Origin of the sequence: Burkholderia sp. 4NA327C6 (assembly GCF_005502655.1) — a bacterium.
Taxonomy (GTDB): domain Bacteria; phylum Pseudomonadota; class Gammaproteobacteria; order Burkholderiales; family Burkholderiaceae; genus Burkholderia; species Burkholderia contaminans.
The window spans coordinates 1-15,624 of sequence record NZ_SCNZ01000009.1; the positions used below are offsets into that span (position 1 = coordinate 1).

Sequence of the window (15,624 nt, forward strand, 5' to 3'; positions counted from 1 at the left end):
CCTGTTACTGTTTTCGGTTCAGTTAAGAACCGGTCGCTCACTCAAAGCTGACAGGAATATGAATCACTTCATAAACCTGACTTACTTTAGTGTGAGACTCTTGATACTTTCGCCATCTGATCCGAGGATCAACTCGCTGCCATCAAGCGCCCACACTTATCGGCTGTTAATTTTTAAAGAGCATTCTGCGAGGAACTTCGTGTTTCCCGGCAGCGCTGCGTTTTCAGCAGCAGAGAAGTGAGATTATGAACCGTATTTCGCAGTTCGTCAACAACTTTTTACACTACATCGTTGCGACTGCGGGGCTCAACTTCCAGGCCGGCTGCGCGCTTCAGACTCCAGCACACCGCCCACCCTGCTTCCCTTCTCCCGCGCCGCGTTTCCGTTAGCGCGAAAGAGGCGTGATTCTAAGCACCCACCCCCAACTCCGCAAGCCCCTTTGTGAAAATATTTTGAAAAAGCCCCCGTGCGCTGACGCGCACGGGGGCTTCGGGCTCGACGGGCCGGGCAATCACGCCGACGACCGATATCGCCCCGTCGCCGGCCAACTACCCGAGCAGCCCCATCAGCGATGCTTGAACACTGGCTTTCGTTTTTCGACGAATGCCGCCATCCCTTCCTTCTGGTCTTCAGTCGCGAACAGCGAATGGAACAGCCGACGCTCGAAGTGGACGCCTTCGGCCAGTGTCGTCTCGTATGCACGATTCACCGACTCCTTGACCATCATGACCGCCGGCAGCGAAAACTCGGCGATCGTCGCCGCGGCGGCAAGCGCCTCGTCGAGCAGCGTGGCGGCCGGCAGCACGCGCGACACGAGCCCCGCGCGCTCCGCCTCGGCAGCATCCATGAAGCGGGCCGTCAGGCACATGTCCATCGCCTTCGCTTTCGATACCGCGCGCGGCAAGCGCTGCGTGCCGCCCGCACCCGGCATGACGCCAAGCTTGATTTCCGGCTGGCCGAACTTGGCCGTGTCCGCCGCGAAAACGATGTCGCACATCATGGCCAGCTCGCAGCCACCGCCCAGCGCAAAGCCCGAGACCGCGGCAATGATCGGCTTGCGGATCTCGCGGACCGTCTCCCAGTTGCGCGTGATGTAGTCGCCCCGGTAGACATCCATATAGGAGTAGGTCGCCATCATGCCGATGTCCGCACCAGCCGCGAACGCCTTCTCGCTTCCGGTCACGACGATCGCACCGATGCCGTCGTCCGCATCGAACGCCTTCAGCGCGGCACCCAGTTCATCCATCAGTGCATCGTTCAGCGCATTCAGGGCCTTCGGACGGTTCAGCGTAACCAGCCCGACACGCCCCCGGGTCTCCACCAGGATGTTCTCGTAAGCCATCTATTTCTCCTCGATCAATGAAATGAGAAACGCCTCGCACATGCGAATAGTTTGATGCTACCATTCTCCGACCAACCGGTCGGTTAATTAATCGATCCAACCCCTCTCAACGTCCATCAGGCTGCCGCCATGACCCATGCACTGTTCACGAAGCACGAAGACACGCTGAAACACGCACTCGCCGCCATCGAGAGCCGCGGGTACTGGAGCCCGTTCGCCGAAATGCCGAGCCCCAAAGTGTACGGGGAAAGCGCGAACGCAGATGGCGAAGCCACGTTCAAGTCGCACCTCGACAAGACGTTCGCGCTCGACCAGCCGGCATCCGGAGAAACGGTCGGCGCAGAGCGGTCGCCGTACGGCATTTCACTGGGCATCCGGTATCCGAAGTCGACCCCTGACGAACTGATCGCCGCCGCTGCGGCAGCACAACGCTCGTGGCGCGAAGCCGGCCCGAGCGCCTGGATCGGCGTCAGCCTCGAAATCCTCGCGCGCCTGAATCGCGCCAGCTTCGAAATCGCTTACAGCGTGATGCACACCACGGGGCAGGCATTCATGATGGCGTTTCAGGCCGGCGGCCCACACGCACAAGATCGCGCGCTCGAAGCGGTCGCCTATGCATGGGACGAACTACGCCGCATCCCGGCCGACGCGCACTGGGAAAAGCCTCAAGGCAAGAACCCGCCGCTCGCAATGCACAAGCGCTACACGATCGTCCCGCGTGGCACCGGGCTCGTGCTCGGCTGCTGCACGTTCCCGACCTGGAACGGCTACCCGGGCCTGTTCGCCGATCTCGCAACCGGCAACACCGTGATCGTCAAACCGCATCCGGGCGCGATCCTGCCGCTCGCCATCACCGTCCGGATCGCTCGCGACGTGTTGCGCGAAGCCGGTTTCGATCCGAACGTCGTCACGCTCCTCGCGACCGAACCCAACGACGGCGCGCTCGTCCAGGACCTCGCGCTGCGCCCCGAGATCAAGCTGATCGACTTCACCGGCAGCACGCAAAACGGCACGTGGCTCGAACGCCACGCCCACCAGGCACAGGTCTATACAGAGAAGGCTGGCGTCAACCAGATCGTGATCGACTCGACCGACGACCTGAAGGCCGTCGCCAAGAACATCGCGTTCTCGCTGGCGCTGTACTCCGGCCAGATGTGCACGGCACCGCAGAACATCTACGTGCCGCGCGACGGCATCCGGACGGCGGACGGCCATGCGAGCTTCGACGAGGTCGCACAGGCAATCGCCACTGCCGTGCAAAAACTTACCGGCGACCCGGCACGCTCGGTCGAACTCATCGGTGCAATCCAGAACGAAGGCGTGACGGCACGCATCGACGACGCCCGCCAGCTCGGCCGCGTGCTCGCCGACAGCCTGACCCTCCAGCACCCTGCGTTCCCTGACGCCCGCGTGCGCACGCCGCTCGTGCTGCAACTCGACGTGACCGATCGCGAGAAATTCACGCAGGAATGGTTCGGCCCGATCTCGTTCGTGATCGCGACCGACTCGACCGCGCAGTCGCTCGACCTCGCCGGGGAAATCGCAGCGGAACACGGCGCGCTGACCCTCTCCGTCTACAGCACCGACGACGCGATCGTCGACGCCGCCCACGACGCGGCGGTGCGCGGTGGCGTGGCGCTGTCGATCAACTTGACGGGCGGTGTCTTCGTGAACCAATCGGCAGCATTCTCGGATTTCCACGGCACGGGCGCGAACCCGGCAGCCAACGCAGCGCTGGCCGACCCGGCGTTCGTCGCCAACCGGTTCCGCGTGGTGCAAAGCCGTGTCCATGTTGCCCCGAAGGCTGCCCCTGCGGAAGCCGGCCAACCGGCATAACCCGAATGGCCGACGTGCAAACGCCGCCACGTTCTCTACCATGAACGAATCCGCCACCCGGCGGGTTCGTTGCTCATCGATACGCCCATGACAGACGCCTATATCTGCGACGCGATTCGCACTCCCATCGGCCGCTACGGCGGCGCCCTGAAAGATGTCCGTGCTGACGACCTCGGTGCAGTGCCGCTCAAGGCGCTCGTCGAGCGCAACCGTGACGTCGACTGGGCGGCGATCGACGACGTGATCTACGGCTGCGCGAACCAGGCCGGCGAAGACAACCGGAACGTCGCGCGCATGTCGGCGCTGCTCGCGGGCCTGCCGACCGACGTGCCCGGCACGACGCTGAACCGGTTGTGCGGCTCCGGGATGGACGCGGTCGGCACAGCCGCGCGCGCGATCAAGGCGGGCGAGGCGCACCTGATGATCGCGGGCGGCGTCGAGAGCATGACGCGTGCGCCGTTCGTGATGGGCAAGGCCACGAGCGCGTTCGCGCGCCAGGCCGACATCTACGATACGACGATCGGCTGGCGCTTCGTCAATCCGCTGATGAAACAGCTGCACGGCGTCGATTCGATGCCGGAGACGGCCGAAAACGTTGCGGTCGACTACAACATCAGCCGTGCCGATCAGGACCTGTTCGCGCTGCGCAGCCAGCAGAAGGCCGCGCGCGCGCAGCAGGACGGCACGCTCGCCGAGGAAATCGTCGCGGTCACGATTGCCCAGAAGAAGGGCGATCCGCTGGTCGTGTCGCGCGACGAGCATCCTCGCGAGACATCGCTCGAAGCACTCGCGAAGCTGAAGGGCGTCGTGCGCCCGGACGGCTCGGTGACGGCCGGCAACGCATCGGGCGTCAACGATGGTGCGTGCGCGCTACTGCTCGCCAATGCGCAAGCAGCCGACGAGTACGGCCTGCGCCGCCGCGCACGCGTCATCGGCATGGCGACAGCCGGCGTCGCGCCGCGCGTGATGGGCATCGGGCCCGCGCCGGCCACGCAAAAACTGCTGCGCCAGCTCGGCATGACCATCGACCAGTTCGACGTAATCGAGCTGAACGAGGCGTTCGCGTCCCAAGGTCTCGCGGTGCTGCGCATGCTCGGCGTCGCCGACGACGATCCTCGCGTGAACCCGAACGGCGGTGCGATCGCATTGGGACACCCGCTCGGCGCATCGGGCGCCCGGCTCGTGACCACGGCGCTCCACCAACTCGAGCGTACGGGCGGCCGCTTTGCGCTCTGTACGATGTGCATCGGCGTCGGCCAGGGCATCGCACTCGCGATCGAGCGCGTGTAACCGACGCATCGCGCGCCTATAACGAAGTCATGAAGGAGACACTGCATGTCCTATCAGGCGATTCAGCTGGAAATCGATCAGGCCTCGAACGTAGCCACGATTACCCTCAACCGCCCCGACAAGCTGAACAGCTTTACGCGGGCGATGCATCGGGAGTTGCAGTCGGCACTTGACGATGTCGAGGCAGCCGGCTCGCGCGCGCTGATCCTGACAGGTGCGGGGCGCGGCTTCTGCGCGGGCCAGGACCTGGCCGATCTCGACTTCACGCCGGGCGCGTCCACCGATCTCGGCACGCTGATCGACGAGCACTTCAATCCACTGATCCGCCGCCTGCAGCGTCTGCCGATTCCGGTGATCGCCGCCGTCAACGGCACGGCGGCCGGTGCCGGTGCGAACCTTGCGCTTGCCTGCGATCTCGTGTTCGCCGCCCGCTCGAGCAGCTTTATCCAGGCCTTCGTCAAGATCGGTCTCGTGCCCGATTCGGGCGGTACGTGGTTCCTGCCGCAACGCGTCGGCATGGCACGCGCGCTGGGGCTCGCGCTGACCGGCGACAAGCTCGGGGCAGAACAGGCCGAGCAGTGGGGCTTGATCTGGCGCGCGGTCGACGACGACACGCTCGCTGCATCAGCCCGCCAGCTTGCCACTCAGCTCGCACAGCAGCCGACGCTCGCGATCGCGTCGATCAAGCAATCGATGCGTGCAAGCGTCACGAACACGCTCGACCAGCAACTCGACATGGAACGCGACCTGCAGCGCATGCTCGGCCAGTCGCACGACTACGCAGAAGGCGTGAAGGCGTTCATCGAGAAACGCGCGCCGCGCTTCGAGGGGCGTTGACATGACAAACGCCACTGCCACGCTCGATCCCGATGCGCTCGCCCGCGCCACCGCGCGGGCCATGTACGACGCCGATGCATGCAGCCGTGCGTTCGGGATGGAAATCGCCGAAGTTCGCGCCGGCTACGCGCGCCTGCAGATGCGCGTGCGTCCCGAATTCCTGAACGGGCATCAGACCTGCCATGGCGGGATCATTTTCACGCTGGCCGATTCGACGTTCGCGTTCGCGTGCAACTCGTACAACGTGAATACCGTCGCGGCCGGCTGCTCGATCGAATTCCTGCGCCCCGTGCACGGCGACGACGTGCTGACGGCCGAAGCGATCGAGCAGGCGCGCGCCGGCCGCCAGGGCATCTACGACATCCGCGTCACGAACCAGACCGGCGAAACCGTCGCGATGTTTCGCGGCAAATCCGCCCAGATCAAGGGCACGGTCATCCCGGAAGACCGCTGACGTCGACGGCTCGCACATAACAAACACTGGAGACATGCATGACTACCCCGCTACCGCTCGAGCCGATCGAGACCGCCTCACGCGACGAGCTGACCGCGCTGCAACTCGAGCGCCTCAAGTGGTCGCTCCGGCATGCGTATGACCACTCCCCCGTCTATCGTCGCAAGTTCGACGACGCGGGCGTCCACCCGGACGACCTGAAGGCGCTCGCCGACCTATCGCGCTTCCCGTTCACGACGAAGAGCGACCTGCGCGACAGTTACCCGTTCGGGATGTTCGCGGTGCCGCAGGACCAGATCTCGCGCATTCATGCGTCGTCGGGCACAACCGGCAAGCCGACGGTCGTCGGCTATACGGCCGGCGACATCGACACATGGGCGAATCTCGTCGCCCGCTCGATCCGCGCCGCCGGTGCGCGCCGCGGCGACAAGGTGCACGTCAGCTACGGTTATGGCTTGTTCACGGGCGGGCTCGGCGCGCACTACGGCGCCGAACGCGCGGGGCTGACCGTGATCCCGTTCGGTGGCGGCCAGACCGAGAAGCAGGTACAGCTGATCCAGGATTTCCGGCCCGACATCATCATGGTGACGCCGAGCTACATGCTGTCGATCGCCGACGAAATCGAGCGACAGGGCCTCGATCCGGTGCAGAGTTCGCTGCGTATCGGCATCTTCGGCGCGGAACCCTGGACCAACGACATGCGCGTCGCGATCGAGCAGCGGATGGGCATCGACGCGGTCGACATTTACGGATTGTCCGAAGTGATGGGCCCCGGCGTCGCGTCCGAATGCGTCGAGACCAAGGACGGTCCGACCATCTGGGAAGACCACTTCTATCCGGAAATCATCGACCCTGAAACCGGCGAAGTGCTTCCGGACGGCGAACTCGGCGAGCTCGTGTTCACGTCGCTGACGAAGGAGGCGCTGCCGATCGTCCGATACCGGACCCGCGACCTCACGCGGCTGTTGCCCGGCACTGCCCGAACGATGCGCCGGATGGAGAAGATCACGGGACGCTCGGACGACATGATGATCGTGCGCGGCGTCAACGTGTTCCCGACGCAAATCGAGGAGCAGTTGCTCAAGCAGCGCGCGCTCGCTCCGCACTATCAGATCGTGCTGACGAAGGAAGGCCCGCTCGACGTGCTGACGCTTAATGTCGAGCCTTGCCCCGAGACAGCCCCCGATACGGCGGCGATCCATGCGGCAAAGCAGGCGCTCGCACACGACATCAAGTCGCTGATCGGCGTGACGGCCGTGATCAACGTGCTGCCCGTGAACGGGATCGAGCGGTCGGTCGGCAAGGCGCGACGGGTCGTCGACAAGCGCAAGGGCTGACGAAAATCGCCGCGCGTTAATTACGCGCGGCGAATCCGTGGCTGCAAATGAAACAGCCCGATCGGCCTATGCCGATCGGGCTGTTTCATTCCGGGGCGCCTTGGGGCACCCGCCGACGCAACAAGCGCATCACGAAAGCTGACACTGCACGTGCGCCCGCACGGCCGGAGCGACGCGCCCCACGCACACCACCGCTTCCGCGAATGCCGCGTCTACCGCATCGGCAGCGACCCGAGCGGCTCCAGCCACCCGAACCGCGTCACATCACGAATTCGGGAACAGCAGCCACATCCGGCCGACCTGCTTCATCCGCCCGGCCTGATCGCCCGCATCGTCGCCGAGCCCCCAGAAATAGTCGGCCCGCACGCCGCCCTTGATCGCGGAACCCGTATCCTGCGCGAACACGAGCCGGTTCATCGGCGTATTCGTCAGCGGGCGCGTGGTCTGCAGAAACACCGGGGTGCCGAGCGGGATCGACGACGGGTCGACGGCGATCGAACGCTCCGGCGTCAGCGGCACGCCCAGCGCGCCGATCGGGCCGTCCTCGCCGCCGTGCGGTGCATCTTCCTTGGTCGGCATGTCGCGGAAGAACACGAACCGCGGGTTCGTGTCGAGCAACGCGTCGACCCGGTTCGGGTTCGCCTTCGCCCACGCCTTGATGCCCTGCATCGTCGCCTGAGCGGGCGTCAGCTCGCCACGATCGAGCAGCCACTTGCCGATCGAGCGGTACGGCTGGTTGTTGGTGCCGCCGAAGCCGACCCGCATCACCGAACCGTCGTCGAGCAGCACGCGCCCCGAGCCCTGCACCTGCAGGAAGAACGCTTCGATCGGGTCGTCGACCCACACGAGTTCGTTGCCGTTCAGGATGCCGGCGCGCTCGAGCTGCGCGCGTGCCGGGAGCGCGGCGCCCGCGCGATAACCGGCCGGCCAGCGGTAGAGCGCGTACTGATACGGACCGCGACGCACGCGCGAACCGTGCAGCAGCGGCTCGTAATAGCCGGTCACGAGCCCGTCGAGCGTACCGTCGGTGTTCGCAAGCTGGAACGGCGTGAAATACGTTTCGAAGAACGTGCGTGCACTGCTGACGTCAAGCTCGTCGAGCCGGTCGGCGGCCGCGCAGGCGCGGGCCCAGGCCGGCTGGCGCGCAAGCCGCACGCAGTTCTGCCGCAGCGCGGCGGTTGCGCCGAGCAGCGAATCGTCCTGCCAGCCCGGCACCTGCTGCCACGCGACCGGCGTGAGCCGCTTCGCGGCGACCTGCCCCGGCACGATCGCCGAGCCGGTCGGCGGCTTCAGCGACGAAGTCCGTGTCGGCGCGCCACCGCACGCCGCAAGCAGCGCCGCCGCCGCAACAGCAGCAACCCACCCGGCCACCCGGGGCCCAAACCACATACAATGTCCGTTCTTGATGGAAACCGCCATGTCAGATTTTCTCGACCAATATCCGATGCTCATCTTCGCGCTCGAAGCCTTCGTAGCGCTCGCCCTGCTGATCTTCATCGTCGTGTGGACGTCGTCGGGCAGAAAAAAGCACGCCCGCAAGCCGCGCTGACACCCTGACGCACTGCCCACGCTCAATGCAGCGTGCGCGGCATGTGCAGTGCGAACTCGTCGACCGGCGCCTCGAAGCGCTCGCCGTCCTCCGCCACACAGAAGTACGCGCCGCGCATCGTGCCGACCGGCGTCGCGATCACGGCCCAGCTCGTGTACTCGAAGTGTTCGCCCGGCTGCAGCAGCGGCTGGTGCCCGACGACGCCGAGCCCCTTCACTTCCTGCACGTGGTTCTCGCTGTCCGTGATGATCCAGTGACGCGCGATCAGCTGCGCCGCGACCTGTCCCGTGTTGCGGATCGTCAGCGTGTACGCGAATGCGTATTGACGGCGATCGGGGTCGGATTGTTCCGGCAAGTAGCTGGTTTTCACCGAAACGGTGAATTGATACTGACTCATGGTGTTTCCGCTGGAAGATGACCGCCCGTGCCGGCATGGGCAACGGGGCCGCGGGCGCGCCGCATTGGTTCGGCATTCTATGCGCAATCCGGCCTCGACCGCACGGCCTGCCGCCGCGCACCGGGTCGCCGGACGGTAGAATGGCGGTTTTGCGCCGCAACGTCCCCGCCCCCCTGCCATGACCCAATTCCGCATCGCTCCCAGCATTCTGTCGGCCGATTTCGCACGGCTCGGCGAAGAAGTCCGCAACGTGGTCGCCGCCGGCGCCGACTGGATCCACTTCGACGTGATGGACAACCATTACGTGCCGAACCTGACCATCGGCCCGCTCGTGTGCGAAGCGATCCGCCCGCACGTGCAAGTACCGATCGACGTACACCTGATGGTGCGCCCGGTCGACCGGATCGTGCCCGATTTTGCGAAGGCCGGTGCAAACCTGATCAGCTTCCACCCGGAAGGCTCCGATCACATCGACCGCACGCTGTCGCTGATCCGCGATCACGGCTGCAAGGCTGGCCTCGTGTTCAACCCGGCCACGCCGCTGAACTACCTCGATCACGTGATGGATCGCCTCGACTACGTGCTGCTGATGTCGGTCAACCCGGGCTTCGGCGGCCAGTCGTTCATTCCGGAAACGCTGAACAAGCTGCGCGAAGCACGCGCACGCATCGACGCGTACACCGAGCGCACCGGCCGCGAGATCCTGCTCGAAGTCGACGGCGGCGTGAAGACCGACAACATCGCGGAAATCGCCGCAGCCGGTGCCGACACCTTCGTCGCGGGTTCGGCGATCTTCGGCAAGCCGGACTACCGCAAGGTGATCGACGAGATGCGCGCCGCCCTCGCGACCGTCGAGCGGAGCTGACGCCGTGGCCGACTCGTCGCTCGCCGGCCATGCGCCGGCCGGAGCCGCACCGGAACCAGCCCCGATCCGCTTCGCTGCACCGCGCATCGACGCGGCGCTGATCGATCTCGACGGCACCATGGTCGATACGGCCGACGATTTCACGGCCGGCCTGAACGGGATGCTCGCGCAGCTCGGCGCGCCGGCCACGTCGCGCGACGAGGTGATCGGCTACGTCGGCAAGGGCTCCGAACACCTGATCCAGAGCGTGCTGAAGCCGCGCTTCCCGGCCGTCGAAGCGCACGCGCGCTTCGACGACGCGCTGGCGATCTACCAGGCCGAGTACGCGAAGATCAACGGCCGCCACACGCGCCTCTATCCGGACGTGGCCGCCGGTCTCGACGCACTGCGCGCGGCCGGCATCCGGCTCGCGTGCGTGACGAACAAGCCGCATCGCTTCGCGGTCGAACTGCTCGATCAGTACGGGCTGGCCGATTGCTTCGGCATCGTGCTCGGCGGCGACAGCGTCGCACGCAAGAAGCCCGATCCGCTACCGATGCTGACGGCCTGCAACGCGCTCGGTGTCGCACCGGACGCGGCAGTCGCGATCGGCGACTCGGAAAACGATGCGCTGGCAGGCCGCGCGGCCGGGATGGCGACGCTGACGGTGCCGTACGGCTACAACCATGGCAAAGCTATACAAACGATAAATTCGGATGGTATAGTCGATTCGTTGCTGGTCGCAGCTCGCGCGATCTCCGCGCACAACGCCGGCCGGCCAACCCTCTGATTATTTCTTCCATCTGCATGTTTCTGAATAAAAAACGGAGTCTGAGCAGCATCGACCGGGGAGCCTGGCCCTGGCGTCGCTGGTCGCGCTAACCTCTTCGATGAGGTACGCTGAAGCACATCTTCAGCGCCGTTTTTTATCTCGCTGCGCATCCGCGCGCCGATCGTCGCACCACCTCGAGTTCTACCGCGTTCGAACGCTCGCGTTCAGGCGCGGCCGCAGGCTCGCGACGTTCACGCCCGGAGTGCCGGCCGGCAACAGGCACTTCTCGATCGACCGCCCTTTCGCCGACGGCAATCCGCGCAGCGTCAAATGATCCCTGGCGCACGCGCCGCTCGTCCCGAACAGGACCGGAACATGACCGAACTCGAATTTCAATCGCTCGCGAACGAAGGCTACAACCGCATCCCGCTGATCGCGGAAGCCCTCGCCGATCTCGAAACGCCGCTGTCCCTCTACCTGAAGCTGGCCCAGCCCGAACGCTCGGGCGCCAACTCGTTCCTGCTCGAATCGGTGGTGGGCGGTGAACGCTTCGGCCGCTATTCGTTCATCGGCCTGCCCGCCCGTACGCTCGTACGGACCCGCAACGGCGTGTCGGAAGTCGTGCGCGACGGCCAGGTCGTCGAGACACATGACGGCGACCCGTTCCAGTTCATCGAATCGTTCCAGGCGCGCTTCAAGGTGGCGCAACGCCCGGGCCTGCCGCGTTTCTGCGGCGGTCTCGCCGGCTATTTCGGCTACGACGCGGTGCGCTACATCGAAAAGAAGCTCGCGAATACCGCGCCGCGCGACGACCTCGGCCTGCCCGACATCCAGTTGCTGCTGACCGAGGAAGTCGCGGTGATCGACAACCTCGCCGGCAAGCTGTACCTGATCATCTACGCGGACCCGAGCCAGGCCGAAGCCTATACGAAGGCGAAACAGCGCCTGCGCGAACTGAAGCAGCGCCTGCGCACGACCGTGCAGCCGCCCGTCACGTCGGCGAGCGTGCGCACCGAGACGTTCCGCGAGTTCAAGAAGGACGACTATCTGGCCGCCGTGCGCCAGGCGAAGGAATACATCGCTGCCGGCGAACTGATGCAGATCCAGGTCGGCCAGCGTCTGACGAAGCCGTACCGCGACAATCCGCTGTCGCTGTATCGCGCGCTGCGTTCGCTGAACCCGTCGCCGTACATGTACTACTACAACTTCGGCGATTTCCACGTGGTCGGCGCATCGCCGGAAATCCTCGTGCGCCAGGAAAAGCGCGGCGAGGACCAGATCGTCACGATTCGCCCGCTCGCGGGCACGCGACCGCGCGGCAACACGCCCGAGCGCGACGCGGAACTCGCGACCGAGCTGCTCAACGATCCGAAGGAGATCGCCGAGCACGTGATGCTGATCGACCTCGCGCGCAACGACGTCGGCCGCATCGCGGAAATCGGCTCGGTGCACGTAACGGACCAGATGGTCATCGAGAAATACTCGCACGTGCAGCACATCGTCAGCTCGGTCGAAGGCAAGCTGAAGCCCGGCATGACGAACTACGACGTGCTGCGCGCGACGTTCCCGGCCGGCACGCTGTCCGGCGCGCCGAAGGTCCGTGCGATGGAACTGATCGACGAACTGGAGCCGGTCAAGCGCGGGCTGTACGGTGGGGCCGTCGGCTACCTGTCGTTCTCGGGCGAGATGGATCTCGCGATCGCGATCCGCACGGGCCTGATTCACAACGGCAACCTGTATGTGCAAGCGGCGGCCGGTGTCGTCGCGGATTCGGTGCCCGAATCCGAATGGCAAGAGACCGAGAACAAGGCGCGCGCGGTGCTGCGTGCGGCCGAACAGGTCCAGGACGGCCTCGATAGCGACTTCTGACCGGAGACTGACCATGCTGCTCATGATCGACAACTACGACTCGTTTACCTACAACCTGGTCCAGTACTTCGGCGAACTCGGCGAGGATGTGCGCACCTACCGCAACGACGAAATCACGCTCGACGAAATCGCGAGCCTGAACCCCGACGCGATCTGCCTGTCGCCCGGCCCGAGCAACCCGCAGCACGCGGGCATCACGCTCGACGTGCTGAAGGAATTCGCGGGCAAGAAGCCGATCCTCGGCGTGTGCCTCGGCCATCAGGCGATCGGCGAGGCCTTCGGCGGCCGTGTCGTGCGCGCGAAGACCATCATGCACGGCAAGGTGAGCAAGATCGAAACCGACTGCCGCGGCGTATTCGCCGACCTGCCGAAGCACTTCGACGTCACGCGCTATCACTCGCTCGCGATCGAGCGCGAATCGCTGCCCGACTGCCTCGAAGTGTCCGCCTGGACCGACGACGGCGAAATCATGGGCGTGCGCCACAAGACGCTGCCGATCGAGGGCGTGCAGTTCCACCCGGAATCGATCCTGTCCGAGCATGGCCACGCGCTGCTCGAGAATTTCCTGAAACAGGCACGCGCCGCGGCCGCGCAAGCCGCCTGACGGGAGCCTCACGATGACGATTACCCCGCAGGAAGCGCTGCAGCGCACGATCGAGCACCGCGAAATCTTCCACGACGAGATGCTGCACCTGATGCGGCTCATCATGCGCGGCGACATGTCGCCCGTGATGGCGGCCGCGATCATCACCGGGCTGCGCGTGAAGAAGGAAACGATCGGCGAGATCGCCGCCGCCGCGACCGTGATGCGCGAATTCGCGAACCACGTCGAGGTGCAGGACAACTCGAACTTCGTCGACATCGTCGGCACCGGCGGCGACGGCTCGCACACGTTCAACATCTCGACCGCGTCGATGTTCGTCACGGCCGCGGCCGGCGCGAAAGTCGCGAAGCACGGCAACCGCGGCGTATCGAGCAAGTCCGGCAGCGCCGACGTGCTCGAGGCGCTCGGCGTGAACATCGACCTGCAGTCCGAGCAGGTTGCCGCGTCGATCGCCGAAACGGGCATGGGCTTCATGTTCGCGCCGAACCATCACCCGGCGATGAAGAACATCGCAGCCGTGCGCCGCGAGCTCGGCGTGCGCACGATCTTCAACATCCTCGGCCCGCTGACCAACCCGGCCGGCGCGCCGAACCAACTGATGGGCGTGTTCCACCCCGACCTCGTCGGGATCCAGGTGCGCGTGATGCAGCGTCTGGGCGCGCAGCACGTGCTCGTCGTGTACGGCAAGGACGGGATGGACGAGGTATCGCTCGGCGCGGCGACGCTCGTCGGCGAACTGCGCGACGGCAAGGTGCACGAATACGAGATCCATCCGGAAGACTTCGGCCTGCAGATGGTGTCGAACCGCACGCTGAAGGTGGAAAATGCCGACGAATCGCGCACGATGCTGCTCGGCGCGCTGGACAACCAGCCGGGCGTCGCGCGCGAGATCGTCACGCTGAACGCCGGCACCGCGCTCTATGCGGCGAACGTCGCCGAATCGATCGCGGACGGCATCCAGCTGGCCCGCGAGGCGATCGCGAGCGGCAAGGCTCGCGCCAAAGTCGACGAACTCGTGCGCTTCACGCAGCAGTTCAAGCGCTGAATCCCCTTACGAATCAAGCAGGAATCCACATGAGCGACATTCTCGACCGAATCATCGCCGTCAAGCGCGAAGAAGTCGCGGCGGCCATGCGCAGCGCACCGCTCGAGGCACTGAAGCTGGAGGCGTCCGCGCGCGACCTGCGCGACTTCGTCGGCGCATTGCGTGCGAAGCACGCGGCCGGCCGCGCAGCCGTGATTGCCGAAATCAAGAAGGCCAGCCCGTCGAAGGGCGTGCTGCGCGAGCATTTCGTGCCGGCCGACATCGCGCGCTCGTATGCGGCGCACGGCGCCGCGTGCCTGTCGGTGCTGACCGACGAGCAGTTCTTCCAGGGCAGCGTCCGCTATCTCGAGGAAGCGCGCGCGGCCTGCACACTGCCGGTGCTGCGCAAGGACTTCATCGTCGACGCGTACCAGATCATCGAAGCGCGCGCGATGGGCGCCGACGCGATCCTGCTGATCGCGGCCGCGCTCGACACGCCGCTGATGCAGGATCTCGAAGCGTATGCGCACTCGCTCGGCCTCGCGGTGCTGGTCGAAGTACACGACCGCAACGAGATGGAGCAGGCACTGACGCTCAAGACGCCGCTGCTCGGCATCAACAACCGCAACCTGCGCACGTTCGAGACGTCGATCCAGACCACGCTCGACATGCTCGACATGATTCCGGCGGACCGCATCGTCGTGACCGAATCGGGCATCCTGTCGCGCACCGACGTCGACACGATGCGTGCGGCGAACGTGAACACGTTCCTCGTCGGCGAAGCGTTCATGCGTGCCGACCAGCCTGGCGAAGAGCTCGCACGGATGTTCTTCTGATGGCGATCGAAAAGGAAATCAAGCTCGCGCTGCCGGCCGGCCAGGCCGACGCCGCACGACGCTTCTTCGAGACGTTGACCGGCGAACCCGGTCGCGACATCACGCTCGCAAACGTCTATTACGACACGCCCGATCTCGCACTCGCCCGCTCGAAAAGCGCGGTGCGCGTGCGCCGCGCGCCGCAAGGCTGGCTGCAGACGTTCAAGACGGTCGGCAGCGCGGAAGGCGGCCTGCATCGGCGCCACGAATGGGAGCTGCCGGTCGCTGGCGACGCGCTCGAGATCGATGCGCTCGTCGCGGCCTGCGACGTGCCGGAAGCCGCCGCCGCACTGAATGACGCGGCCGGCAAGCTGTCGGCGCTGTTCCGCACGGATTTTTCGCGTACGCTGTGGCGCATCGCAATCGGCGGTGCAACGGTCGAAGCCGCCGTGGACCTCGGCGAGATCGTCGTCCAGGCGGAACACGAAACGCGCCGCGAACCGATCAGCGAAATCGAACTCGAACTGATCGACGGCCCGGAGGCGGCGCTTGCAACGCTCGCCGCCGAATTGCAGCAAGCGCTGCCGGGCCTCGTTCCCGAAAACATCAGCAAGGCGCAGCGCGGCTACCGGCTGCGCGCGCAATAACCCGCAT

17 protein-coding genes are annotated in these 15,624 nt (G+C 65.6%); 14 read left to right on the forward strand and 3 right to left on the reverse strand.

What is annotated here, in order from left to right:
* A partial coding sequence (locus tag FFS49_RS42370) for a hypothetical protein (protein WP_212746054.1) occupies positions 1–241 on the forward strand: 241 nt, incomplete at its 5' end.
* Between the two features lie 324 nt (positions 242–565).
* On the opposite strand, the gene FFS49_RS11475 is transcribed toward FFS49_RS42370, so the two are convergent.
* Positions 566–1,342 (reverse strand): enoyl-CoA hydratase, encoded by a 777-nt coding sequence (locus FFS49_RS11475; protein ID WP_039362373.1) that lies wholly within the window; start codon positions 1,340–1,342, stop codon positions 566–568.
* A gap of 129 nt (positions 1,343–1,471) precedes the next feature.
* On the opposite strand from FFS49_RS11475, the gene paaN reads away from it, so the two are divergent.
* The 5 genes from paaN (at position 1,472) to paaK (ending at position 7,096) form a co-directional block, all read left to right on the forward strand.
* Positions 1,472–3,178, forward strand: coding sequence for a phenylacetic acid degradation protein PaaN (paaN, locus tag FFS49_RS11480; RefSeq protein ID WP_105816505.1), 1,707 nt, complete (start codon positions 1,472–1,474; stop codon positions 3,176–3,178).
* Between the two features lie 87 nt (positions 3,179–3,265).
* Complete coding sequence (gene pcaF, locus FFS49_RS11485; protein ID WP_105816504.1) at positions 3,266–4,468, forward strand: 3-oxoadipyl-CoA thiolase; 1,203 nt, start codon at positions 3,266–3,268, stop codon at positions 4,466–4,468.
* 45 nt (positions 4,469–4,513) lie between these two features.
* Positions 4,514–5,305 carry a 2-(1,2-epoxy-1,2-dihydrophenyl)acetyl-CoA isomerase PaaG gene (gene paaG / locus FFS49_RS11490; RefSeq protein WP_105816503.1) on the forward strand — a complete coding sequence of 264 codons (792 nt, stop codon included), beginning with the start codon at positions 4,514–4,516 and terminating at the stop codon, positions 5,303–5,305.
* Between the two features lies 1 nt (position 5,306).
* A complete protein-coding gene (gene paaI, locus FFS49_RS11495) occupies positions 5,307–5,759 on the forward strand; it encodes a hydroxyphenylacetyl-CoA thioesterase PaaI (RefSeq protein ID WP_071335534.1) in 453 nt (150 codons plus the stop codon).
* A gap of 38 nt (positions 5,760–5,797) precedes the next feature.
* A complete protein-coding gene (gene paaK, locus FFS49_RS11500) occupies positions 5,798–7,096 on the forward strand; it encodes a phenylacetate--CoA ligase PaaK (RefSeq protein WP_039362360.1) in 1,299 nt (432 codons plus the stop codon).
* A 264-nt stretch (positions 7,097–7,360) separates the two neighbouring features.
* Here paaK and FFS49_RS11505 read toward each other — a convergent pair whose 3' ends face one another.
* Entirely contained in the window at positions 7,361–8,485 is a 1,125-nt protein-coding gene (locus tag FFS49_RS11505; RefSeq protein ID WP_224755861.1) for an MltA domain-containing protein, read from the reverse strand.
* Between the two features lie 28 nt (positions 8,486–8,513).
* Here FFS49_RS11505 and FFS49_RS42925 point away from each other — a divergent pair, with 28 nt between their 5' ends.
* The gene (locus tag FFS49_RS42925) at positions 8,514–8,645 is read left to right on the forward strand and encodes a hypothetical protein (protein WP_039362355.1); all 132 of its coding nucleotides are present in this window, start codon (positions 8,514–8,516) and stop codon (positions 8,643–8,645) included.
* Positions 8,646–8,667: 22 nt separating this feature from the next.
* Here FFS49_RS42925 and apaG read toward each other — a convergent pair whose 3' ends face one another.
* Entirely contained in the window at positions 8,668–9,042 is a 375-nt protein-coding gene (apaG, locus tag FFS49_RS11510) for a Co2+/Mg2+ efflux protein ApaG (protein ID WP_011350820.1), read from the reverse strand.
* A 178-nt stretch (positions 9,043–9,220) separates the two neighbouring features.
* On the opposite strand from apaG, the gene rpe reads away from it, so the two are divergent.
* The 7 genes from rpe (at position 9,221) to FFS49_RS11545 (ending at position 15,617) form a co-directional block, all read left to right on the forward strand.
* A complete protein-coding gene (gene rpe, locus FFS49_RS11515; protein WP_071335533.1) occupies positions 9,221–9,907 on the forward strand; it encodes a ribulose-phosphate 3-epimerase in 687 nt (228 codons plus the stop codon).
* A gap of 4 nt (positions 9,908–9,911) precedes the next feature.
* The gene (locus tag FFS49_RS11520) at positions 9,912–10,676 is read left to right on the forward strand and encodes a phosphoglycolate phosphatase (RefSeq protein WP_105816502.1); all 765 of its coding nucleotides are present in this window, start codon (positions 9,912–9,914) and stop codon (positions 10,674–10,676) included.
* A gap of 357 nt (positions 10,677–11,033) precedes the next feature.
* Positions 11,034–12,527, forward strand: a complete 1,494-nt coding sequence (gene trpE, locus FFS49_RS11525; RefSeq protein ID WP_039362349.1) for an anthranilate synthase component I — start codon at positions 11,034–11,036, stop codon at positions 12,525–12,527.
* A gap of 13 nt (positions 12,528–12,540) precedes the next feature.
* Positions 12,541–13,131, forward strand: a complete 591-nt coding sequence (locus tag FFS49_RS11530; RefSeq protein WP_046544855.1) for an aminodeoxychorismate/anthranilate synthase component II — start codon at positions 12,541–12,543, stop codon at positions 13,129–13,131.
* Positions 13,132–13,144: 13 nt separating this feature from the next.
* Positions 13,145–14,176 carry an anthranilate phosphoribosyltransferase gene (gene trpD, locus FFS49_RS11535; protein ID WP_027788472.1) on the forward strand — a complete coding sequence of 344 codons (1,032 nt, stop codon included), beginning with the start codon at positions 13,145–13,147 and terminating at the stop codon, positions 14,174–14,176.
* 29 nt (positions 14,177–14,205) lie between these two features.
* Positions 14,206–14,991 carry an indole-3-glycerol phosphate synthase TrpC gene (gene trpC, locus FFS49_RS11540; protein ID WP_039362343.1) on the forward strand — a complete coding sequence of 262 codons (786 nt, stop codon included), beginning with the start codon at positions 14,206–14,208 and terminating at the stop codon, positions 14,989–14,991.
* Positions 14,991–15,617 (forward strand): CYTH domain-containing protein, encoded by a 627-nt coding sequence (locus FFS49_RS11545; protein WP_071335530.1) that lies wholly within the window; start codon positions 14,991–14,993, stop codon positions 15,615–15,617. Before trpC ends, FFS49_RS11545 begins: the two co-directional genes overlap by 1 nt.
* The last annotated feature ends 7 nt before the right edge of the window (positions 15,618–15,624 follow it).